Source organism: Nocardia aurantiaca (assembly GCF_009708175.1).
GTDB lineage: Bacteria > Actinomycetota > Actinomycetes > Mycobacteriales > Mycobacteriaceae > Nocardia > Nocardia aurantiaca.
The window spans coordinates 1-20,968 of sequence record NZ_WMBB01000014.1 but is presented as its reverse complement, the minus strand read 5'-3'; the positions used below and the strand labels follow the sequence as shown (position 1 = coordinate 20,968).

Below are 20,968 nucleotides of genomic sequence, written 5' to 3'. Positions count from 1 at the left end.
CGCCTGCGTGAGCTCCGCGCCGACGACCCCGGTCCCGCTCCTCACCAGAGTCATGTCTGCCCCTTCGTGTCCGGGCCAGGTGCTGCCATCGGTTCGGGCTGTCACGAAAAGCAAACGGCCGCAGAGCATCCGATGCGGAATCAGGCCAGATCGCAGGCGGTGGCGTGGCGGGGCTGATAGAGCCCGATCTCCCCGGCGCCGGGCACCTTCAGCATGGTGAGCAGGCCCCAGCCCGCAGTAATGACCTCGGAGGTGAACTCGATGCCCTGCGAGTGCAAGTCGTCCATGGTGGCGGCGAGGTCGTCGCACATGAGGTACAGCTCGGTGCGACCGCTGTCGGGGACGGCGGCCGGATGGACTGCGAGCTCGGCGGGCGGCGACTTGAAGATCAGCCACCCGTCATTGGCGTCGACGTAGGCGAGGCCGAGGGTGTCGCGGAAGAAGGCCCGTGCCGCCTCGGCGTCCTCGGCATACAGGATGGTGTGCGCGCCAGCGATCATGCGCTGACGCTAACAGCGGCCGGCCTCTCCGACCCGCAGGTGAGCGGTCAGAATGTCGGTCAGTTGCGCGGCGAATTCGGGTGCTTCGGTGCGCATTCCATTGTGGGCTCCCGGGAACTCGGTGACCTCGAGGCCGATCCGGTGAGCGATCTCGACCGCGGGGCGGTACGGCAGGCAACCCCTGGTCTGTCGGCCGACCGCCAGGACCATCCGGTCGGCCGACGGGGCCAGCGCCTCGTAATCGGGAATGTACGAGGTGAATTCCCGCAGCTCGTACTCCAGCATGAGCGGACCGTTGGCCGCCAGCCGCGCCCACATCTCCGCGGCCCGCGGCGGCAGCTCGGTTGGCGCGGGAGACGGCTTCATCGCATTGCCGATACCGGCCACGAAGCGCGCGCCCGCCGCGGCCGGGCCCTCGGTGCGGAACAGCGTGTAGACCTCCTCTATCATGGCGCGCTGTTCTTCGGCATCGGGAAGTACTGCGAAACACGGTGGTTCGTGGGCGACCAGGAGTCTCACCCGGCCCGGATGCCGCGCCAGCAGGTCGAGGCCGACGATCGCACCCGCGCTGGCGCCGACGACGAACGCGGGCTCGTCGGTGAGCTGGTTCAGCAATCGGAACGCGTCATCGCTCTGTACCTCGACCCGCTGGGTCTGCTGCGGTCCGTCGAGCACGCTGCGTGAGTATCCGCGCGGATCGAGCGATACCACAGTGAATCGGTCCGTGAGTACCTCGGCGATCGGATCGACCGAAGCCGCGTCGCCTCCACCGCCGGGCAGGAACAGCACCAGCGGTCCGGTACCGCGGACTTCGTAGTAGAGGGTCGCGCCGGGTACACGCAACATCTCGGATCTCATTGCGGGGTCTCCTCTTTCGACTTCGGCCACTGAGTCAGCAGCAGGTGCAGGGCTTCGAGAATGCGTGCCCAGGAGTCGTCGGTCTCTCGGGAATGGTTGAAGCCGCCCCCGGTCTCGAGGGTCGCGTAACCGTGAAAGGTGCTGCGCAGCAGGCGTCCGGCATCGATGAGTTCCGTGCCGTCGAGGTCGTATCCGCGCAGCAGGGCCTCGGTCAGCTGGACACTGCGAATGGCTCCGGGCGCGTTGGCGATCGCCTCGATATCGAGCTTGCTCTGGGTGGCGGCGTAGCGCCCGGGATGCTCGCGGGCGAAGTCGCGATAGGCATTGGCGAACGCGACGAGCGCATCCCTGCCCGCCCGGCCCGCCACCGCGATGCCGATGCGATCGGTCATCTCGAGCGCGCCCAGCAGCGCGACGCGCGTGCGCAGATCCTGCAGGTTCCGCACATGTGAGTAGAGGCTCGGGTCCTTGACGCCGAACTTCTTCGCCACCGCGGTCAGCGTGACGTTGTCGAACCCGATGTCATCGGCCAGTTCGGCAGCCGCCTGCGTTATCCGCTCGGCGGTCAGACCTGCTCGGGGCGACATGATCCCACTCCTCCCTAATATCATTAGGCTAAAAACTAATCTACATAGGTTTGCGGTATCCGCCAACCCGGATCGAGATCGTCGGAGGCGGTCGCACGACGGATACTGTTGTGCCGCATGGGTTCTGAACCAAACGAATATGCCTTGGGCCTGCCCCGCAAGCGCATGGGCGCGGGAGCGTTGTTCGTGGACGAGCGCGATCGGGTGCTGTTGGTCGAACCGACGTACAAGCCGCACTGGGAGCTGCCCGGTGGGGTCGTCGAAGCTGACGAATCGCCGTACCGCGGAGCGGTTCGGGAGATACGAGAGGAGTTGGGACTGAGCCTGCCGCTGGGGCGGCTGCTGGTGGTCGACTGGGTGCCCGCCGGCCGGTATCCCAATGATGGGGTGATGGTGGTGTACGACGGCGGACTGCTCGACGCGGATCAGGTCGCGTCGATAACCCTTCCGGCGGAAGAACTTCGGAGCTGGGCGTGGTGCGACACCGAGGCGGCGGGGCGGCTGCTGCCGGGTGTGCTGGCCAGGCGCGTGGCTATGGCTCGCCGGGCCAAGATCGAAGGCGTCGCCGTCTATCTGGAGGACGGATACGCGGTCGGCTGATACCGATCAGCGGACGGCCGACCAGGACCGCGCGTCTCGTTTTCGACCGAGGATGAACTCACAGGCGCCCGCAGCTGCTGGTCAGCACCATGTTCTGCGAGACCATGCTGCTGTTCTCGAACCGACTGGACCCGCACCTGAAGGAACTGACCGAGCTGGCGATCGCCATCGCCTGGGAGAACCAGCGCGCCCGCGTGAACCAGGCGCTCGGCGTGCGCCCGACGGGCATGGCCGAGGGCATGGCCATGCGCTCTGCCCGAAGGCCGTCAGGTCGGCTGAGTTCCACCGGACGCGGCTTTTCCATTCGCGGAGCGATGAAATCGGTGCGGTCGTACCGTCGTAGCTGGTGTCCATGTATCGAGCCCACTTGGAGCAACCATGACCTCGACCGCGCCTGTCACTTCCGGAACCGTCGCGGTGCCGGACGGCACCATCTACTTCGAAGTCCGCGGTAGCGGGCCCCTGATCGCGCTGATCGGCGCCCCGATGGATTCCGGACCGTTCGGTGCGCTGGCCGAACTGCTCGCCCCCGACTTCACCGTCCTGTGCAGCGACCCGCGCGGCCACGGCCGCAGCCGGGTCAATGACACCGAGAAGGACTCGACACCGGAATTGCGCGCCGATGACCTGGCCCGCGTCATCACCCATGTCGGCCAGGGCCCGGCCATCGTGGTCGGTTCCAGCGGCGGCGCGATCACCGGTCTGGCACTGGCCATCGCTCGGCCCGATCTCGTCCCGACGCTCATCGCGCACGAGCCGCCGCTGCGGGAGCTGCTACCCAATCGCGATGAGCTGCGCGCCCAGACCGAAAAGATCATCGCGGTCTACGAGACCGGCGACGTGCTCGGCGCTGTCCGCGAGTTCTTCGCCATGACCGGCCTGTTCATGCCTGAGGAGGTATTGCAGCAGATGTTCGGCGGCGAGCGCGACCCCGGGTCCATCGCCTCCGATGACTTCTTCTACCGGCATGAGCTGCACGCCACCTCCGGCTGGCGGCCCTCCCTCGACGCCCTCCGCGCCACCCCAACCAAGATCATTATCGGCATCGGTGACGAGTCCGCCGACAAGTTCTGCGACCACACCTCACGTGCCCTCGGCACGGAGTTGAGCATCGAGCCGACCCTCTTTCCCGGCGGCCACGGCGGCTTCATGGAACAGCCCGACGCCTTCGCCAAGCGCCTGCGCGAAATCCTCGAAGCCAACTGATGCCGTCGACGACCATGCATCGCTGACCGGGTCTTGTCGGCCCTGCCTGCATCGATGCATGGTCGTCGTCCCTCCGAGGGATTGCGCCGCCGACACACGGACCGGGGGGTTCGGGGTGCGGACTGTGAGCATTCGAATGGTTCCCGATATGAGGATCACGGCAGCTTTGCTTGTGGTATTCGCGGGCGCGGCGGTGTCCCCGCGATGGGATTGACAAACCGGCGTTCGACAACGTGAGGCGCGAAGACAACCGCACGGTGCATTGTTCGGACAACAACGGCTCGGCTGACCAGAGAACCGTGGTTACTCGGCGAGGTGAACGGCGCCGCTGGCCAATGTGCGGCCACCTCCTGGCCTCCGAGTCCCCGGCTTGTCGAACCGCCCGAAAATAACTGGTATGCAATGCATTACCTAAATTCGGTGAGCCTCTCTTTGCTGGCGGGAAACCAGATGAAGCATTACCGTTCCCCCGGTGAGGGACGATTTCGGTGGATCAGTGGCGGTCGCACAGCCGATCGAGCCGCATGCGGTCGGAGTGGCGACGCGCCTGAATTGGTTGCGTGCCGGCGTATTGGGAGCCAACGACGGGATCGTCTCCGTGGCAGGCATCGTGGTCGGGGTGGCCGCGGCCACCAGCAACAGCACCGCGATCCTGACAGCGGGCGTGGCCGGACTCGCGGCCGGCGCGGTCTCGATGGCCTTGGGCGAGTACGTATCGGTGAGCACTCAGCGGGATAGCGAGCGCGCGCTGCTCGAGGTCGAGCGGCGCGAATTGGAAGAGCAGCCGGAAGCCGAACTTGCCGAGCTGGCGGCGATCTATCGGGCGAAGGGCTTGTCGGCGGCCACGGCTCAGGCTGTGGCGGAGGAACTCACGGCCCGGGACGCGTTCACCGCGCACGCCGAAGCCGAACTCGGCATCGACCCGGACGAACTGACAAATCCGCTGCACGCGGCGTTGTCGTCAGCGCTGTCGTTCACGCTGGGCGCGCTGCTGCCGCTGCTGGCGATCCTGACGCCGCAGGCGATTCGGGTGCCGCTCACCATGGGCGCGGTGCTGGCTGCACTGGCATTGACCGGCGCGGTCGGCGCACGCCTCGGTCAGGCGCCAGTGGCTCGTGCGACCGTGCGAGTGCTTGCGGGCGGGGCGCTCGCCATGAGCACCACCTACGTGATCGGACATTTGGTCGGCGTCGCGGTTTAGTCGAGAATCGCGGCGGCCGAGCAGCTCTCGGGCGATCGGTGTGGGCGCGTCACCGGCCAGCAGAAGCCGCGGGACCTGAGTGCAGTTTCCTCCGGCGCCATTTCGTGTTCGCCGCTGCTGGCGAGGGAGAGGCCGAATCCCCAGACTGATACCGATCCGCCGTAGCGGAGCCGGATGAGCATAGTCGGTCACCTGCGTCGGAAGCTGCATGGCGCGCAGCGCTGATTCGTTGCCGACCAGACGGTGGCTTGTGTCACAGCCGACCACACGGTGGCTTGTGTCACAGGTACAGCTCAGGAGGATCGTCGATCTCGATACCTGCTTGGCGTGCGCGGGTGACCATTTTCCGGTCCCACTCACGGTGCACACGCAGCGCCATCCGGAATTCTCCCATTTGTTCGGACATCCGTTGGGTCTCGGAGATGGCGAGATCGCTGAGCACCTTTGCGGTGTCGGCTTTCTTCTTGGTCATGGTGGCGTCGACATCGCCTCGCTTGAACCATGCGGTGACCGCGGCTGACACCGCTGAGGAGCTGGCGAGCAGCACGAGTGTGGAGAACAGAGGTGAGGACGCAAGCGCATTCACGAGGCAGTCCTCCTGGCTCGGATCGCACGCAGCGTCTTCAGATCCTGCGATACCTGTCGACGCTTCCACAGGAACGCGACGCCCAACGCGATAGGCAGTGGACCGCCCAGGACCGTGGCCGCACTGATGGTTTGCTGATGGATCTGCATCGTCAGCAGTTGCGTGCCGAAGGCGAACAGTGACCAGCCCAGCGCCCCCAAACCGATCTGCTCGATCAGATAACCCCATACCCGCCGGGCGAACACGCCGACAAGAGTTGTCAGACAGCCGCTCAGCGTCAGCCCCAGCCACAGCATCCGCAATCCCGGTGGCAGATTCTCGACGGCGGAGTTCGGAGGCGAACCGTAGAAGCACTGCAGCAGTGCCGAAATGCCGAACACAACGCACAGGACAACCTCGAAGGGGTCCTGGCGGGCGGGCGACTTCGGGCTTCTCATGCAGCGTCACCGCTGTCCGGAGGAGAGGCCGGATTGACCCTGCTGCGTGCGGATTCGACTGCGGGGATGCCCAGCCCTGCTGCGAGCACGGCGAGGATCACACCCGAGGCATCGGAGGAGATGATGCCCTTTGTGACCCCGTACCCGATCAGTGCTACGAGCAGCGGATAGAGCAGCACGCGCACCGGCTCGCTGTGCGCGATGGACAGCAGCTTGTTCATCGGATTCTCCTGATCTCAGTTGGTGTGGTTGTGCGGTCGCCGGTGTATGCCGTCACCAGATTCTGGGGGCTTCCAGCAGACGCGGCGGTTGCCGAACTTTTGGTAGATGCCTGTGCCCCAGCACATTTCGTCGAATTGCCCAGCGGACCGGCTCGTAGACGTCGCGGGTCCAACGGTCTCGAATCGCGCGGACCGGATGGCCTGCCGCCTGCCGGAGACGCGCCGATCACGATCACCGCATCGGGCCGCGCGTGCTACTGGCTCCCGGAATACATCCCACAGCCAATTGATTTCGATCGCCGCCGGGTCGGTGCTGCATTGGGATGTCCGACGAGAGAGCCTGAAGTCGCAGAATGCGACGCGCTTGGTAGGCATGATGCTTGCCTCCTCGTTGCTGCGCTCGATCGTTGCTCCGCACCCAGGGGTGCCGACTCCTGCCGAATGCTCCGGTTCTTTCATTAACACTCCTGGACCGGCTGCCAGGCAACGTATCTCCTGATCCGCTTTCGTCCGGTTTCGCGCGCATGTTGCCAGGCCCGAGCCACCTCCGTATCGGGCACGCGTTCAACTGCTTCGCGACCGACCCGTGCTTTCGTCGCGCTATCCGTCGTCCCGACGGGTCATGTCGGCCGCAATCCGCTGATGGCGGGCGGTGTCGGGTCTATCGATCACGGGCTCGGGAGCTGATCGACGCGCCACACCGGTTGCAGCATCATCGCCCGGCTGACCAACACCGGCACAAAGGATTACGCGTCTCATCGGCGCCGGCTTCGGCTACCCGGCAGCACGGCCAAAGCGAACCAAAGCGGATAGCGAGATGTCTTGCCCCAGTGGTGGTTCAGGGGTGTTACTGGATATTGCCGTGCCATGGCGAGAGTCGGCAAACCTACCGCAGAGCAACCTGTTGCACCCCTGCGTCACCCACTTGACCGACAAGGAGGCGCCATCATGCCTACGATCACCGCTATCTCGCCGTCCTCGGGGTCGGCCTCCGGGGGTAACTCCGTGGTTATCACCGGTACCGGGTTCACCGGGCCGACCACCGTGCAGTTCGGCGCGACCCCAACGGTTTTCACCATCGATTCCGGCACGCAGATCACGGCGATCGCGCCGCCGGGAACGGGAACGGTACAGGTGACCGTCTCCAATGCCAGTGGAACGAGCAACGGCGCTTCCTACACCTACGTGACGGTTCCCTCGTTGACCTTCATCGCTCCCATCACCGGGCCGACCGCCGGGGGAACGACGGTCACGCTGACCGGTACCGGTCTATCCGGCGCCACCGGAGTCAATTTCGGTGCCACACCGGCAACGTCGTTCACGATCGTGTCGAACACACAAATCAGGGCCATCGCTCCCGCGGGGGCCGGCACGGTGTCGGTCACGGTCACCAGCGCGGCGGGTTCGAGTACCGGGCTGCCGTTCACTTATGTGGGAGTACCCACCGTGATCTCGGTGAGCCCGAATTCGGGGCCGGTGACCGGAGGCACCGTGGTCACCGTGACCGGCACCGGGTTCACCGGCGCCACCGCGGTGAATTTCGGTGCCGCCCCGGCAACCTTGTATTTCGTGTTGTCGGACACCCAGATCCTCGCGATCGCTCCTGCGGGCACGGGTACCGTGCAGGTCACGGTCACCACCGCGGCCGGAACAAGTGCCGGCGTCGCCTTCACGTATCTGCCGGTACCCACGCTGAGTTCGATCAGTCCGGCGTCGGGACCGGTAACCGGAGGCACTACCGTCATCTTGACCGGCACCGGGTTCACCGGCGCTACGGCAGTATTTTTCGGCGTCCTGCCAGCGGCCTCGTTCACCGTCAACTCCGACACGCAGATCACCGCCGTCGCTCCACCGGGTCTCGGGACGGTACCGGTCACGGTCACCACTGCGGCCGGGACGAGCAACGGGCTCGGCTTCACCTACGTGCTGGCGCCGATCCTGTTGTTCTTGATACCGACGGTGGGTCCGCAAGCCGGCGGAACCACGGTGACCATTACCGGTCTGGGCCTGTCCAGCGTCACCGGTGTCAATTTCGGTGCCACACCGGCAACGTCGTTCACGATCGTGTCGGACACGCAGATCACCGCTGTCGCGCCTGCCGGAGCAGGCACGGTAGCGGTCACGGTCACCAGCACGGCGGGTGCGAGTAACGGCCTGCCATACACCTATCTGGGAATTCCCGCCATCATCTCGATCAGCCCGAACACCGGCCCGGTGACCGGAGGAACTTTCGCGGCGCTCACCGGCACCGGATTCACCGGTACCACTGCGGTAACCTTCGGCGCCACCCCGGCGACCCTGTATCTCGTGTTGTCCGACACGCTGATTCTCGCGGTCACTCCACCCGGGACGGGCACGGTGCAAGTCACTGTCACCACACCCGTCGGCACAAGCGCAGGGATACCCTTCACCTACGCCTGAGAGCATGATCGGATCCGGCGGAGCCGAGCCTCGATCGTCCTTTCTGGGCGTGCGCATGAGGCTCGGCTCCGACCCCCTCGCGGCGGGCTCGCGATCACGCCGCCGCATCGTTGGCGCTGCTCGGCCACATCCACATGTCGATCACCTCGTCGAACCGGTCGCCGGAAATCCGTTGCAGCACATGAGGGATCGGGGCCATGCCTGCCACCCCGCGCAGCGTGATCTGCGAGGCGGTGATCGCCGAGGCAGGAGGCCGCGGCGGCAATTTCGTCCGCGCCGTCGCCCGTTCGGCGACTCGCAGCACCGACGCTGCCCACCGAACGGACCACGGCGCACCGGTGTCGGACCGCAGGGGGAAACCGCTTCGTGGCCACTACATCTCGAGCCGTTCTCGATTGTCGTCGTTCAGCTTCCGGCCGCAGCGGCGTGGTCGCTTCGGATCGCCTGATCGACCTCTTGGGCGCTGATCGACCGGGTACAGAAGAACCAGTCTTGGCATTCGACGTCGGCCTCGCGGCCGGCCATGCGCTCGGCCGCCACTCCGCACGATCCCGCGGTGGGCACGATCACCGGATCGCCGGGACGCCAGTCGGCCGGGGTGGCCACGCCGAAGGCGTCGGCCGTCTGCAGAGACTGCATCAAGCGCAGCAGCTCATCGAAGTTGCGACCGGTGCTCAGCGGATAGTAGATGACGGCACGGACGATCCCGGCCGGATCGATGACGAAAACCGCCCGCACCGCCTTGGTGGAATCCTCACCCGGCATGATCATCCCGTAGCGCCGCGCGATCGTCATCGTGACGTCTTCTACCAGCGGAAAGCGGACCCGCACGTGATCGTGTCCATGGAAGGTGATCTTCTCCTCGATCGTGCGCAACCAGGCGATGTGACTGTAGAGACCGTCGACCGACAAGCCGACCAGCTCGGTGTTGTACTGCCGGAACCGATCCTGCAGCGCCGCGAACTCGACGAATTCGCTGGTACAGACCGGAGTGAAGTCCGCCGGATGGGAGAAGAAGATCACCCACTTGCCGGCGTAGTCGCCCGGGAAGTCGATCGGTCCCTGGGTGGTCGCGGCAGTGAACCTCGGTGCGGGATCACCGATGCGCGGCATGGCGGACACGGCTGCGGAAGAGCTCTCGGGAACGGTCATCGGACACCTCCGGTGTATCGGGCCCCGAATTCCCGAAGCAGTCATGAAGTGCACAGTGACGCCCGGGTAGGTCGGTGGCGGGCTTACGGTTTCGATTCGTTCATGAGGAGTGGTCGACCGATCGGAACGACCGTGTCCCGGTCATCGGTGTGGCGGCCCGACCGAACGCGGCTCATGCGCTCACACCCGGCGTGCCCCACCTCCCGGCGGCCGGAACCATGGCCAAGCCGACGCTATCCGGGCTGCCGACACAGCGCAGGAGCACAACGACCGCACTGATCAGGACATCGGTCACAAGCGCGGCGGGCGGCACATCCAAGGCGTTGACCGGAATACGCCTGAGGGTGGGGACATCGAGTCCCGAGGCTCAGACGGTGATCACAACGACGTCGCGGATCCGAAAGCAGCGCCGGATTTCGCAGATTTGGGTGGACCGCTCCGACGTGTCCGCGCGTCAGGGAATTGCGGCTTCGACCCGGGCGAGGTGGGCGGCGAGGATATCTTCGAATGCGGCGCGGCGGTCGGCTCCGAGGGGGCGGATCTCGCGAGCGAAGTGGGCCAGGGCGGGGAAGCGGTCGGGGTCGGCGCCCAGGACCGCCACCCGGAACTGTTCCATGCCCTGTTCGTACTCGTCGGGGGTGAGGGTGTCGATGCCGGCCTCGGAGGCGATCAGTGCGGCGAGCAGGATCACGATCCGCCGGGAAGAACGCGGGCGCATATCTCCGTCCGTCGCCTCCCTCTACCGGGCGTTCGCAGAAGCCGAGAACCCCAACTCTGCCGCGGACAACAGCCCGTTGATCCGGCCCAAACCCGCCCGCATCCACCGATGCGCCACCTCGTCACCGTCGTGGCTCGCGCTGCCACGGCAGGTGGACATGCTGACCAGCGCCGGGTCGTTTTCGAGGGTCGAGCGCCCAGTGTGACCATCCAGCCGAGTATCAAGAGTGACGGTCATCCCGGCTGTGCATTCACAGCACCCGAACATACCCACGCTTCCGGATTACCACGGCAGCGTGCCATTGATATCGAAATAGCCGCCGGTAGGACCGTCGGCGCCGATCTGGGCCATTCGTACGATGATCTCCGCCGCCTCGGCGACGGTTTGATGACCGCTGTAATTGTTCAGATCCGTTTTCGTGTAGCCGGGCTCGACCGAGTTGATGCGGATCTCCGGAAAAGCCTTGGCGTATTGAATGGTCAGCATGTTGACGGCAGTTTTCGAGGCCGGGTATGCGACGCCCGGATACTGATAGAGCGGGCTTCCGGGCGTGGTAACCCCGGCCAGCGACGCCAGTCCGCTGCTGACATTAACCACTACAGGCGCCTCCGACTGCTGCAAAAGCGGCAGAAAGGCGTGCAGAACCCGTACCACGCCGAACACATTGGTCTCGAACGTCTCCCGCATGATCTCCGCTGTCAGCCCGGCCGCGCCGATGACTCCGCCGTCGCCCATTTCCGCCTGGATCCCGGCGTTGTTGATCAGCACATCCAGCCCGCCCTCCGCCCGGATGACTCCCACGGCCGCATTGACCGACTCATCATCGATGACGTCGAGCTGAATCGCCCGAGCCCCGACCTCGTCGGCCGCCCGTCGGCCACGCTCGGCATCACGGCTCCCGAGATAGATGGTGTGTCCCTCCGCAACGAGTCGGCGCGCGGTCTCGAAGCCGATCCCTTTGTTCGCTCCGGTGATCAGAATTTTGCTCATGCCTCAAACCTAGGATCTGGAGAGCACTCCAGGTCAAGGCCTTTGCCGCGAGACGAGGACGGTGAAAGCATTGGAATCTGAATATTGTTGATTCACAATATCATTCGCGCATATTGGTGTGAATCGCATTGATAGAATTTACATATGAAGTGGAGGGAGTTGGTTCACGCTGACGTGCCCGCGGCGGTGTCCGCGGTGCGCGAGGCGACCGACGACCTCCTGGATCTGTCCTTGGTGCCGTATGCCGACGACGAGATCGTGGATGTCATGCGTGAGGTCGAGGCGGTGCGTCGGCAGTTGGATGTGGTGGCGCGGCAGTTGGCGGCCGAGGCGCAGGGACGGTGCCTGCCCCAGCGTTCCGGGTCGGGCAAGTTGTCGAAGTTCCTGCAGGAAACCCTGAACCTCGGGCGGGGTGAGGCGGCCGCGCGGGCCGCGGCGGTGGATGTGCTCGCGGACAGGACCGATCCGGTCAGTGGTGTGGTGAAGGCCCCGGTGTTGGTGTGGACCGCCGCCGCCCAGGCCGGTGGGCTCGTCTCGGGTGAGCATGCGCGGGTGATCGGCAAGATCATGGCCCGGATCCCCGGCAGCGTGAACGCCGATGATCGCGAACTCGCCGATCAGCAGTTGGTGGGGTTGGCGTTGCACATGTCCCCGGATGTGTTGCCGGTGTTGGGGGAACGGATCCTGGCCCACCTCGACCCCGACGGCCGCCGGACCGGCGATGAGGATCGCGCCCGCATGCGCGGGATCAGTCTGGGTGCCCAACGCGCGGACGGGATGCGACCGATATCGGGGTTATTGTCCCCGGCGCTGTCGGCGGTGCTGGACCCGTATCTGGCCAAGGCCGCCCGGCCGGGCATGTGCAACCCAGAGGATCCCGACAGCCCCTGGGTCGCCGATGATCGCCTCGACGCGAAGACGGTGGAGCAGGCCGCCGGGCGGGACCGACGCTCGACCGCGCAACGCACCCATGATGCGGTGTTGGCGTTGCTGCGCCCGGATTTCGGGCCGGAGAAGTTCGGGGCGCATCGGGGATTGCCGGTGTCGACGATCTTCACCATGACCGTCACGGAGGTCGAGCGGGCCGCCGGGGTCACCACCACCGCGTCCGGGGGCACGATCTCCATCCCCGAGGCCCTGCGGCTCGCGCAGAACGCGATCCCGTTCCTGGCGGTGTTCGACCACCACGGGCTGCCGTTGCATTTGGGTCGTGCGAAGCGGTTGGCGTCCCCGGCGCAGCGATTGGCGTTGATCGCCGCCGAGAAGGGGTGCACCCGACCCGGTTGCACCGCCCCCGCCACCCTGACGGCGGTGCATCATGTGCAGGAATGGGCCGAGGGCGGCGGCACCGATATCGAGAATCTGACCTTGGCCTGCGATGCCTGCCACGGCCTGGTTCATGACGGGCCCGGTGGCTGGAAAACGGTGGTGCTGGGCCATGATTCGGGGTATCCGGGCCGCACCGGATGGATCGCGCCACCCCACCAAGACCCCAGCCAAACCCCCCGCGTCAACCACCATCACCACGCCCCCGAACAGGTCGCCAGAACGTTGGCTCGATCGCGGAACGAGCGGCGATCATGGCTGTCCGGCGAGCGTACCGGCGATCCTGCCTGAGACGGGGCCACCCCGGTTGCCCGCCGCCCGGATGCTCGAACACCGCGAGCTCGTGTCAACGATCCAACCAGAGCAGTGTGGTCGATCCGCGCCCTCCCTATTGGGCGGGGATGATCGGAGTCCCCGTATGTCGGCGAGAACCAAGCGGATATGGCGCAATACTGTGTAGCTTGCCTCTGCCGTGCCTCGATCAGGTTCGAGGCATGTCCCCGCTGATGACGCGGTGGATGGTGGAGCGGCCAACGCCGTAATCCTCGGCGGGGCCGGCCGGTCTCGCATCGTCGCGGGATCGTGGTAGTGGCGGTGGATCGTTTTCCGTGCTGTAAGAGGCAGTTTCGGCCTTTTGCCCTCGAGTTGGCTTTGGCATGGGCCTGATCGATTGGCCGAGATTCGAAACCTGTTCTAGTTTAAGGTAATGCAGGGGATAGCGAGTCGGAAGTTCGCGCTGAGGAATGTCCGGGTGTTCGACGGGCGAGAGATCGGTGACCCGACCACGGTCGTCATCGACGGGTCGGTGATCGGTGTCGACGCGGCGGGTGCCGAAGTCGTCGATGCCGGGGGTGCGGTTCTGGTGCCGGGATTCATCGACGCCCATGTTCATCTCGACGATGTCGAGACGTTGGATGTGTATGCGGCGCACGGTGTCACGACGGCACTCGATATGGGTGCGCTGAGCCCCGAGTTGGTTGCGGCGCAGCGGGATCGGATCGGTACGGCGAGCATGCGCAGCGCAGGTCTGCCGATCGTCGGCTCCGCGGACGCTCATGCGAATGTCCCCGGTATCGATGGCATTCCGGCCGTTAGCGGCCCCGAGGACGCCGAAGCGGCGGTTGCTCTGCGCCTGGCCGGAGGCTCGGACTACATCAAGATCCTGTTCGAGGCGACCGACGAAGGGCTCGATCCGGCGATCATGAAGGCCGTTGTGGTTGCGGCGCATGCCCACCGGGTGAAGGTGGTCGTCCACGCCACGTCGCCGGAGGCGTACGCGACAGCGGTGGATGCTGGGGTGGACGTTCTCACCCATGTACCGCTCGGGGCGCGGTTGTCCGAATCCGAGATCGGACGGATGGCGGTCGAGCAGATGGTCGTCGTTCCGACGCTGACCATGATGGAGGGGTGCGCCGAATCGTTCGGTGTCGGTGCCATGTTCGCAGCTTCGCTGCAGAGCGTGGGGGCACTGCACACCACCGGTGTCCCGATCCTGGCGGGCAGCGATGCCAATGCGACTCCGGGGGTCCCGTTCCATCCGGCGCACGGCGCGAGTCTGCACCACGAACTCGAACTGCTCGTCCGGGCGGGTCTTTCGACCGTCGAGGCGCTCAACGCGGCCACCATGCTGCCCGCTCGCCATTTCGGTTTAACGGACCGGGGCACGATCGCGCCCGGCCTGCGGGCCGATCTGGTTCTGCTCGACGGCGACCCCGTCGCTGATATCCGCGCGACTCGCGCGATCCGTGGAATCTGGTGTGGGGGAGTCGAATACGTGCGCCCCGAGCACGTGGGTGGCTGACCCACGTCGCGAACCCGAGGGTGAATGTGCGTCAAGCGACAGATTCACCCTCGGTGAATGCACGTGTGGCGCCGAAAGGGCTCCGCTGCTGCACGGCTTCGAGGTTGCCTCGGATTACAGCCCATTATCCGGGGCACGAAGATCGTGCGCCCGAAAGCGCGATATCCGGCACTACTAGATCTCTCGAGCCGCAGCGCGTTCCGCACTGGTTGGTTGCGCGCCCAGCGGCAACCGCAGGACGTCCCGGCTGCTGACGGGTCTCACTCGTCCCTGGAAAGTCGTGGCTTCGCGTCGGGTGAAAGCCGTTCGCCGCCAGGAGCGTCGATCGGCGCCGGGCGAGTGATGACCAAGCGGCGGACGGCTCGCAGGTACTCGTCCTCGGGTGAAAGCGGCTCGCTGCCGGGAGGATAGATCGGCTCCGGGCGAGTTCCGAACAAGTAGTCGCGGAAGGCTCGCAGGTACTCGTCCAGGTCCCGTTGATCGGCGAACCTGGTTTCGGTCGGGTCGAACCATTCGTCCGGGGTCGGGCGCCACGTGATCATGTAGTCGAGGGCTTCGCGCACCATGTCCCCGTAGGTTGGATCCGTGGCGCAAGCGGCGCGTAGCGCTGGGGCGCTCAGCCGCATTCCGCGGCCGTTCTCGGCACGGTGCATGTCCACCAACGGCCACAGCAGGCCATCGATATGCGGGATTTCGTCCCACCACGTGGTCCTCATGCGCAGGGTCTCGCTGGCCCGCACTCGACGGCCTGATGCTGTGACAGGCGTCGGGTAGTCGGAGGGCGCACCTCGTCGGTCGATGCCGTGGGTCGGCCCGGTTCCGAGGTTCACGGCTGGATACCACACGCCGCGCCACACCGGGACTCCGAGATAGCGGCGATTCACCGGCAGTGGCTCGGCCAGCGAGATATCGACAGTAATTCGGCGCACGGGTGGCAACGGTCCGTCGTGGACCAGATCCGCCACCATCGACAAGCAATCCGGTACGTCGAATCCAGTCACGCCGACGCCCTGCCAGAACCGTGCGTCGGAGCACTCCTGTCGGTCGAATTCGATCCAGTACCGCCGCGGGGCGGTCATCCGCGATTTCCTTCCATCGGCATCAATGTCGAAGCTGACCCGATGATCCCAGAGTTGATCAACACCTACCATCGGCCCGATGACAGCCAGAGCTATTGTGGCGGAGGTTATGCGAGGCGGACATCCGCGGTGGCGAGGCCGAAAACCTTGCGGCCGGCCGACTTCGCGACGATGACGACGACGGCCGTCCTGCATCCGGATTCTTTCGATACTCGTAACCGACACCGGCAGCACCGAATTCACGAGTGAAACCTCACCTTCTCACAAGAGACAGCGTCGGTGCCGAGGAAACGAGCGTGCGATCACGAGATGTATTGAGCCGCTGGAATTTTCGCAGGCCAGATACCTTCGCTGTAACGCTTTCCGTATGCGCGCTGCAACTGGCCCAGCGGATGTACGACGAACTCGATGAACGAGGCAAATGCCGATACATCGTCGACCAGATCGCCGCCGCGTTCGGCGTCACGCGCCCCAACCATCTACCAACACCTCAACAAGACGACCCCGTAGCCTCGGAACGCGCGACTAGGTGTGGTGTCTCACGAGGTTGGTTCCTAGTGTGGAGCCAAATTCCTGCCGTGTCAGGACAATTCTCTGCGTGCGATGGGATGCGAGAATGGTTAGCTGGCTGTGGTGGGGGTGAGGTCGACGCCCGGCGGGGGGCGCAGGCGGCGGAAGGTGCCGTCGAAGGCGGTGACGTAGAGGGCCCAGTTGTCGCCGTCGGGGCCGATGCGTACCGAGGAAGGGCCGGTCCAACCAGGGGAGAAGCCGGTGGCGATCGAACAGGTGGCGCCGGTGGCCGGGTCCACGCGATCGATCGAGCCCTTGATATGGGCTGCGACGTACAGGGTTCCGGCCTGGCTGATGGTGAGGTCGTCGTCGCCGGGGAACAGGCCGTCGAGCCGGCCCACCGTGGTCCAGTGCACCGGGTCGGCGACCGGGATCCGGTAGATCAGTCCGGTGATGATGTCGTCGGTGTAGATGGTGCTGCCGTCGGCGCTCAGTGTCAGGCCCTCGGCGCGTGGCACCGGGCTCCAATTCCCTTGCACCGCACCGGTGTCGTGGTGGTAGATGCTGACGCCGGCCGGGGGCAGCGATTCGTAGCCGAGCCAGGTGGTCAACAGGTCTCCGTTCGGCAGCCGCAACAGGCCGTTGCCGAACAGGCCGGAGACCTTGGTTATTGCGCCGGTTTCGGTGTCCAGCGCTTGCACGCCGGTACCGTCGGCCAGATTGCCGATGATGTACAGCGTGGTGCCGTCGCGCTGCAGCCCCATGGCGCTGGCGGCGGCATCGTCGGGTATTACGGTGACTTCACCGGCGGCGTCGATGTCGTAAATCTTGTGCCCGTTCAGCGGCGAGACGTAGAAGCCGCCGTGCCCGTCGGTTTCGAGGTTCTCGAGGTCGCCCAAATTCTTTGCCACGGTGTCCATCTGCCAGCCGTCACACCCGGACACCGGGTCGGTCTGCGCCACCGCCGCGGACACCGTCCCCGCCAACAGCGCCCCGACAAACCCGACAGCGCCGAACCCGCGCCCAACTCTCCCCATGCGGTTAGACGCTAGTCGGTGGTCGCCCCATTCGTCATCAGGGCGAACAATGCCGCGAACTGGGGCGGCGATGGCTAGCCGTGGTGTCTCGAGACATTGGTCCCATGGCATCGAGATCGAGGGCGAGTTGTTCCGGCGCGAACGTCGCCGTGACGGGGATGGTAATTCCGGTGTCGGGGAGTCGGTAGGTGCGCAGCGGGACGCGGCTGATCGGGGGCTGGTGGCCGATGCCGGCGTGGGGCCGATCATGGTTGTAGTGGTTGAGGAAATAATCGACCAGCGCGGCCCGGCGGGCCTGCTCGGCCCGTGAGGGCCAGTGACGAGAAAAGTCACGCCTAGAGCCCGCAGGCGAGGCTTTGAGCTCGAAATACATTGCCAGGCAACATGTTCGATGCTGGTAGCCGACATCGGCGGCCCAGCTTCGCGAAAAGTCACGCTAAGGAGTTACCGCAGACAACGACACATTATCTGCGGTAGATTGTTTGCCGTCAGGGACGGACGTGGCGAAATGCATCACGCCGGTGGGCTCGACTCTGCAATTTATCTGCGGTAGTGCGCTCAGGGTGGAGGCGACGGTGGGGCAGGTGCGAGCGATCGGCGGACGGGGCGTGAGGCTGGCCGATGCGCGCGCCGCGTTCCTGGCGACCATTCCGGCCGTGAACACCCGACGTGGCTACGCGGTCGCACTCGACGCGTTGGTGCGCGACTTCGGTCCGGATTCCGATGTCGGCCTGCTGGAACCGGAACGGGTCGGCGGTTGGTTCACCCTTAAATGGGGCAACAAGTCTGCCCAGACGTTCAACGTGCGCCTTGCTGCGCTGCGCTCAGCACGTGAGTACTGGCGTAAGCAGGGCTGGCTGGTGGGAGATCCGTTGTCGCGGTTGGTATCGCGAGCGGTGCCGCCGGACCACTCCCGCGCCTTGACCCGCGACGAGGTGGCCGCGCTGCTGGGTATGGATGCGCCGCTGCGGGAACGGGTGCTGTGGCACATGCTCTACGAGACAGCTGCCCGCGCCGAGGAACTGCTGTTGCTCGACATCCCAGACCTGGACATGCCGAACAGGTGCGCCACCGTGATCCGCAAGGGCGGCGCAACCGACATCGTGGCCTGGCAGACCGGCACAGCCCGGCTGTTGCCGCGCCTGCTGGCCGGCCGTCGCACCGGCCCGCTGTATCTGACCGACCGCAAGGCGAAATCCGTTGTCGCCAAAACCGATACTGACCCCGACAGCGGGCGCGCGGTTGTCGTACCGGCGGGCGCTCGAGGTACTCGAGGACCACACCGCCGCGTTTTCGCGTGGTCCGTTCACATTGCATCAGCTGCGGCATTCGAAACTGACTCATGCCGCCGAGGACGGGGCGTCCACTCCAATGCTGATGCGGATGAGCGGGCACACCTCGGTACGGTCGCTGGCCAAGTACGCCCGCCCCTCCGCCGAGGCATTGATTGCGTGGCAGGCCCGCACCGACCCAGCCGCTCGACGGCGGACGTGACCTCACCATAGGCCGATCGGGGCTATCTGCTGATCAAAAGCAATTCGGAAACCCTGACCATCGTGAGTCGCAGGAGATGCGGCGACAGGCCGATGTCGGCTGAGTAGGAATGGACGCGAAATCGATTCTTGGCCAGGCGATTTGACTACGTGGCTTGGTCGTCCAGCAGGCGGCGGATCTCCTGATCCGGATACGGGGTGCTGCGGCTCTCCTGCTGGAACGCACGCGTGAACGCGGTCATCGCCGCGGCGACCGGCGCGTTCCGGGTGAGGAGCGCGGCGGTTCCCTCGGGGATGCCCTTTGGAGGTTCGCCCTCGGCGATGGCACGCACCATGGCGGCGCGTGTCTCCCGGCCTTGCACCCCGTACAGGGCGGTGAGCAGCCAGTTCACCAAATAGTTGGCGGTGAACCCGCGGTCGTAGCTCTGGTTGCGGTCGAAGAAGGCGGCTTCCTGCGGCGAGAGGTCGAACGCGGAGGAGAGCGCCAGGCCGTAGTCGGTGAAGTAAAGGTGTCGACCGTCAGTGAGGATGTTCCAGACGTGCGCGTCGAGGTGCAGCAGCCCGTGGCTGTTCATGAACGCGGTGCCGGCGGCCAGTTCCCGCTCCACCATGGCGCAGGCCCGGTCGGTGGCCTCGCAGCCCGCCTCGATCTGTGCGTTCAACCACTCGTGCAGGGTCTGCGGGATGTATTCGAGGAACAACGCGATACTCGCCGACGAGTCCCGGCGGGCCTCGATGCGGCGGCGTATCTGCGGTCGGCCGCCCCAGTAGGCGACGACCCGGTCGACGTCGGCGAGCTCGTCCGGAAGCGGCGTTGTGTCCGGCAGCACCCGCCAGTGGTACATCAGCGGGAAGCCCTCGTGTTCGGCGGCGAGCACCCAGTTCGTCGTCATGGTGTGCACGGCGAGCTCGCGCCAGGCCCCGAAGCCCGTCCCGCCGATGAGGCCGACGCCGTAATGGTGGAAGTGCGGCAGGTCGAACAGGTTCGCGGTGGAGCGGAGGTGCTCGGGCTGTCGTTCCAGGTCGGTGAGGGGTACTCGCTTCACGAAGACCGGGGTTCCGGCGATCTCCAGCAGCGCCGACTTCCCGCCGATCCCAACGCCGAGCGGTGTCGCCGCGTCCACGAGCTCGCGCAACGCGTGATCACTGTGCAGCGCCAGGGCCGTGGAGACGGCACCGTAGGCGTACAGGCGCGCCGAGCGCGACATGTCGCGGGCCGCCACCTCGTCAGGCTGCGAGTACGTCACGGCGTCGGGGTATTTCGCTGCGGCCTTCATGTGAGAGCCGACCTCGATTCAGCCATGGCCACGCGGTCGTGCCCGGCAGCCTCCGGAGCGGGCAGGAGATCGATCCAAAGGCCGCACCCGATGGCGGTCCCGGCGTGTCCCCCGAAACCGCACTCTACGTCACGATCTCCAAACCGAACCTTGTGCTTGGCCGTGAGGTGACGAACCGGCAGCTCCGCACAGTGGACCGCCGTCATGGCATTAACGTTGGGCCCATGATCGTTTGGCTTAATGGCACCCACGGCGCTGGCAAGACAACGACCAGTGCATTTGTGCAGCAACTGATTCCGGACTCGCGGGTGTTCGACGCGGAGAAGGTCGGCGAAACCGGGCCGATGCGCCCCGGTGAAGTCCAAGGGCGCCAAACCCCGCACCCGCCGCCGCGGGCCCGCCCACCACGAACACGCCCTCGAGATCGTGTACTGGGACGCGGGCACCGCCCGGCTGCTCCCGCGATTGATCAAGGGCCGCACACGCGGGCCGGTATTCGTGACCCACCGCCGGCCCGGGCCCGGCAAGTACCTCGCCGACCGCGACCTGTGCCCCGACACCGGGCTGGCGCGGCTGTCCTACGACCAGGCCCGCGATCTACTCGACACCGCCACCGCGATCGACGGCCCCGGAACCGGCTGGGATCTGCACGAACTCCGGCACTCCGGCCTGACACACCTCGGGGAATCCGGGGCCAGCCTGCTGGAACTGATGGCCAAGTCCCGGCACCGCAAGGCCGAGAACCTGCGCCGCTACTTCAAACCATCGCCGCAGGCGATGCGCGATCTCACCGCGCTGCTCGGCCCGGGAGCCGACCGCCGACGCTGAGCTGCAGCGTTTCCAGTCGGGTGGCCCAGGGGAATCTCACCCCTGGGCTCCCACAGATCCGGGCGTAACAGTCTCCCGTTACCCGGCTCTTGTCATCCTGTTCGCCAGGCATGCGGTGTCCACTGCCAGTGCCGGAACAT

General features: G+C 65.8%; 24 protein-coding genes. 8 read left to right on the top strand and 16 right to left on the bottom strand.

The features are described from left to right. Window positions 1-140 precede the first annotated feature (140 nt). The 3 genes from GLP40_RS26500 to GLP40_RS26490 are packed head-to-tail and all read right to left on the bottom strand — an operon-like array spanning window position 141 to window position 1,945. Window positions 141-500 (bottom strand): VOC family protein, encoded by a 360-nt coding sequence (locus GLP40_RS26500; RefSeq protein ID WP_154790744.1) that lies wholly within the window; start codon window positions 498-500, stop codon window positions 141-143. Window positions 501-509: 9 nt separating this feature from the next. After that, window positions 510-1,358: an alpha/beta fold hydrolase gene (locus tag GLP40_RS26495; protein ID WP_154790743.1), complete on the bottom strand. Its 849-nt coding sequence runs from the start codon at window positions 1,356-1,358 to the stop codon at window positions 510-512. After that, entirely contained in the window at window positions 1,355-1,945 is a 591-nt protein-coding gene (locus GLP40_RS26490) for a TetR/AcrR family transcriptional regulator (protein ID WP_154790742.1), read from the bottom strand. Before GLP40_RS26490 ends, GLP40_RS26495 begins: the two co-directional genes overlap by 4 nt. Before the next feature lie 117 nt (window positions 1,946-2,062). Here GLP40_RS26490 and GLP40_RS26485 point away from each other — a divergent pair, with 117 nt between their 5' ends. Then, window positions 2,063-2,545, top strand: coding sequence for an NUDIX domain-containing protein (locus GLP40_RS26485; protein WP_230329971.1), 483 nt, complete (start codon window positions 2,063-2,065; stop codon window positions 2,543-2,545). 58 nt (window positions 2,546-2,603) lie between these two features. On the opposite strand, the gene GLP40_RS34920 is transcribed toward GLP40_RS26485, so the two are convergent. Further along, window positions 2,604-2,849, bottom strand: a complete 246-nt coding sequence (locus tag GLP40_RS34920; RefSeq protein ID WP_154790741.1) for a hypothetical protein — start codon at window positions 2,847-2,849, stop codon at window positions 2,604-2,606. Between the two features lie 74 nt (window positions 2,850-2,923). Here GLP40_RS34920 and GLP40_RS26475 point away from each other — a divergent pair, with 74 nt between their 5' ends. Further along, window positions 2,924-3,751 carry an alpha/beta fold hydrolase gene (locus GLP40_RS26475; RefSeq protein WP_154790740.1) on the top strand — a complete coding sequence of 276 codons (828 nt, stop codon included), beginning with the start codon at window positions 2,924-2,926 and terminating at the stop codon, window positions 3,749-3,751. Window positions 3,752-4,223: 472 nt separating this feature from the next. Beyond that, a complete protein-coding gene (locus GLP40_RS26470) occupies window positions 4,224-4,952 on the top strand; it encodes a VIT1/CCC1 transporter family protein (RefSeq protein WP_407671673.1) in 729 nt (242 codons plus the stop codon). A gap of 280 nt (window positions 4,953-5,232) precedes the next feature. On the opposite strand, the gene GLP40_RS26465 is transcribed toward GLP40_RS26470, so the two are convergent. Genes GLP40_RS26465 through GLP40_RS26455 form a run of 3 tightly spaced genes read right to left on the bottom strand, consistent with a single transcriptional unit; the run spans window position 5,233 to window position 6,196 of the window. Continuing rightward, window positions 5,233-5,499: a hypothetical protein gene (locus tag GLP40_RS26465; RefSeq protein ID WP_154790739.1), complete on the bottom strand. Its 267-nt coding sequence runs from the start codon at window positions 5,497-5,499 to the stop codon at window positions 5,233-5,235. A 35-nt stretch (window positions 5,500-5,534) separates the two neighbouring features. Next, window positions 5,535-5,918, bottom strand: a complete 384-nt coding sequence (locus GLP40_RS26460) for a hypothetical protein (RefSeq protein WP_196054804.1) — start codon at window positions 5,916-5,918, stop codon at window positions 5,535-5,537. 53 nt (window positions 5,919-5,971) lie between these two features. Continuing rightward, on the bottom strand, window positions 5,972-6,196 hold the full coding sequence (locus GLP40_RS26455; RefSeq protein ID WP_154790737.1) for a hypothetical protein: 225 nt from the start codon (window positions 6,194-6,196) through the stop codon (window positions 5,972-5,974). A 948-nt stretch (window positions 6,197-7,144) separates the two neighbouring features. On the opposite strand from GLP40_RS26455, the gene GLP40_RS26450 reads away from it, so the two are divergent. Continuing rightward, the gene (locus GLP40_RS26450; RefSeq protein WP_230329970.1) at window positions 7,145-8,617 is read left to right on the top strand and encodes an IPT/TIG domain-containing protein; all 1,473 of its coding nucleotides are present in this window, start codon (window positions 7,145-7,147) and stop codon (window positions 8,615-8,617) included. Window positions 8,618-8,711: 94 nt separating this feature from the next. On the opposite strand, the gene GLP40_RS26445 is transcribed toward GLP40_RS26450, so the two are convergent. From GLP40_RS26445 to GLP40_RS26430, 4 genes are all read right to left on the bottom strand, one after another. Next, window positions 8,712-8,921, bottom strand: coding sequence for a hypothetical protein (locus GLP40_RS26445; protein WP_154790735.1), 210 nt, complete (start codon window positions 8,919-8,921; stop codon window positions 8,712-8,714). Window positions 8,922-9,022: 101 nt separating this feature from the next. Further along, window positions 9,023-9,769, bottom strand: a complete 747-nt coding sequence (locus GLP40_RS26440) for a peroxiredoxin (protein ID WP_154790734.1) — start codon at window positions 9,767-9,769, stop codon at window positions 9,023-9,025. Between the two features lie 454 nt (window positions 9,770-10,223). Beyond that, a complete protein-coding gene (locus tag GLP40_RS26435) occupies window positions 10,224-10,487 on the bottom strand; it encodes a hypothetical protein (RefSeq protein ID WP_230329969.1) in 264 nt (87 codons plus the stop codon). 282 nt (window positions 10,488-10,769) lie between these two features. Beyond that, window positions 10,770-11,477 (bottom strand): SDR family NAD(P)-dependent oxidoreductase, encoded by a 708-nt coding sequence (locus tag GLP40_RS26430; protein ID WP_154790733.1) that lies wholly within the window; start codon window positions 11,475-11,477, stop codon window positions 10,770-10,772. A gap of 144 nt (window positions 11,478-11,621) precedes the next feature. Here GLP40_RS26430 and GLP40_RS26425 point away from each other — a divergent pair, with 144 nt between their 5' ends. Next, the gene (locus tag GLP40_RS26425) at window positions 11,622-13,094 is read left to right on the top strand and encodes an HNH endonuclease signature motif containing protein (protein ID WP_154790732.1); all 1,473 of its coding nucleotides are present in this window, start codon (window positions 11,622-11,624) and stop codon (window positions 13,092-13,094) included. Window positions 13,095-13,554: 460 nt separating this feature from the next. Next, a complete protein-coding gene (locus tag GLP40_RS26420; RefSeq protein WP_328290685.1) occupies window positions 13,555-14,604 on the top strand; it encodes an amidohydrolase family protein in 1,050 nt (349 codons plus the stop codon). Between the two features lie 260 nt (window positions 14,605-14,864). Here the strand turns inward: GLP40_RS26420 and GLP40_RS26415 are convergent, their stop codons facing one another. From GLP40_RS26415 to GLP40_RS26400, 4 genes are all read right to left on the bottom strand, one after another. Beyond that, window positions 14,865-15,926, bottom strand: a complete 1,062-nt coding sequence (locus GLP40_RS26415) for a hypothetical protein (RefSeq protein ID WP_154790730.1) — start codon at window positions 15,924-15,926, stop codon at window positions 14,865-14,867. Window positions 15,927-15,985: 59 nt separating this feature from the next. After that, window positions 15,986-16,162, bottom strand: coding sequence for a hypothetical protein (locus GLP40_RS26410; protein WP_154790729.1), 177 nt, complete (start codon window positions 16,160-16,162; stop codon window positions 15,986-15,988). 141 nt (window positions 16,163-16,303) lie between these two features. After that, window positions 16,304-17,230: an SMP-30/gluconolactonase/LRE family protein gene (locus tag GLP40_RS26405; RefSeq protein WP_154790728.1), complete on the bottom strand. Its 927-nt coding sequence runs from the start codon at window positions 17,228-17,230 to the stop codon at window positions 16,304-16,306. 37 nt (window positions 17,231-17,267) lie between these two features. Beyond that, window positions 17,268-17,603: a hypothetical protein gene (locus GLP40_RS26400; protein WP_154790727.1), complete on the bottom strand. Its 336-nt coding sequence runs from the start codon at window positions 17,601-17,603 to the stop codon at window positions 17,268-17,270. 127 nt (window positions 17,604-17,730) lie between these two features. Between GLP40_RS26400 and GLP40_RS35210 the strand changes: the two genes are divergently transcribed. After that, a complete protein-coding gene (locus tag GLP40_RS35210) occupies window positions 17,731-18,735 on the top strand; it encodes a tyrosine-type recombinase/integrase (protein ID WP_456094008.1) in 1,005 nt (334 codons plus the stop codon). Window positions 18,736-18,869: 134 nt separating this feature from the next. On the opposite strand, the gene GLP40_RS26390 is transcribed toward GLP40_RS35210, so the two are convergent. Continuing rightward, on the bottom strand, window positions 18,870-19,970 hold the full coding sequence (locus GLP40_RS26390) for a protein kinase family protein (RefSeq protein WP_328290684.1): 1,101 nt from the start codon (window positions 19,968-19,970) through the stop codon (window positions 18,870-18,872). Between the two features lie 384 nt (window positions 19,971-20,354). Between GLP40_RS26390 and GLP40_RS26385 the strand changes: the two genes are divergently transcribed. Then, window positions 20,355-20,828 (top strand): site-specific integrase, encoded by a 474-nt coding sequence (locus tag GLP40_RS26385; protein WP_230329968.1) that lies wholly within the window; start codon window positions 20,355-20,357, stop codon window positions 20,826-20,828. The last annotated feature ends 140 nt before the right edge of the window (window positions 20,829-20,968 follow it).

What these genes read in the sequence shown, in the direction of transcription:
- GLP40_RS26500 (WP_154790744.1), bottom strand. Translation starts at nt 500, where the DNA reads ATGATCGCTGGCGCGCACACCATCCTGTATGCCGAGGACGCCGAGGCG.
- GLP40_RS26495 (WP_154790743.1), bottom strand. Translation starts at nt 1,358, where the DNA reads ATGAGATCCGAGATGTTGCGTGTACCCGGCGCGACCCTCTACTACGAA.
- GLP40_RS26490 (WP_154790742.1), bottom strand. Translation starts at nt 1,945, where the DNA reads ATGTCGCCCCGAGCAGGTCTGACCGCCGAGCGGATAACGCAGGCGGCT.
- GLP40_RS26485 (WP_230329971.1), top strand. Translation starts at nt 2,063, where the DNA reads ATGGGTTCTGAACCAAACGAATATGCCTTGGGCCTGCCCCGCAAGCGC.
- GLP40_RS34920 (WP_154790741.1), bottom strand. Translation starts at nt 2,849, where the DNA reads ATGGAAAAGCCGCGTCCGGTGGAACTCAGCCGACCTGACGGCCTTCGG.
- GLP40_RS26475 (WP_154790740.1), top strand. Translation starts at nt 2,924, where the DNA reads ATGACCTCGACCGCGCCTGTCACTTCCGGAACCGTCGCGGTGCCGGAC.
- GLP40_RS26455 (WP_154790737.1), bottom strand. Translation starts at nt 6,196, where the DNA reads ATGAACAAGCTGCTGTCCATCGCGCACAGCGAGCCGGTGCGCGTGCTG.
- GLP40_RS26450 (WP_230329970.1), top strand. Translation starts at nt 7,145, where the DNA reads ATGCCTACGATCACCGCTATCTCGCCGTCCTCGGGGTCGGCCTCCGGG.
- GLP40_RS26440 (WP_154790734.1), bottom strand. Translation starts at nt 9,769, where the DNA reads ATGACCGTTCCCGAGAGCTCTTCCGCAGCCGTGTCCGCCATGCCGCGC.
- GLP40_RS26435 (WP_230329969.1), bottom strand. Translation starts at nt 10,487, where the DNA reads ATGCGCCCGCGTTCTTCCCGGCGGATCGTGATCCTGCTCGCCGCACTG.
- GLP40_RS26430 (WP_154790733.1), bottom strand. Translation starts at nt 11,477, where the DNA reads ATGAGCAAAATTCTGATCACCGGAGCGAACAAAGGGATCGGCTTCGAG.
- GLP40_RS26425 (WP_154790732.1), top strand. Translation starts at nt 11,622, where the DNA reads ATGAAGTGGAGGGAGTTGGTTCACGCTGACGTGCCCGCGGCGGTGTCC.
- GLP40_RS26410 (WP_154790729.1), bottom strand. Translation starts at nt 16,162, where the DNA reads ATGGTTGGGGCGCGTGACGCCGAACGCGGCGGCGATCTGGTCGACGAT.
- GLP40_RS26405 (WP_154790728.1), bottom strand. Translation starts at nt 17,230, where the DNA reads ATGGGGAGAGTTGGGCGCGGGTTCGGCGCTGTCGGGTTTGTCGGGGCG.
- GLP40_RS26400 (WP_154790727.1), bottom strand. Translation starts at nt 17,603, where the DNA reads ATGTATTTCGAGCTCAAAGCCTCGCCTGCGGGCTCTAGGCGTGACTTT.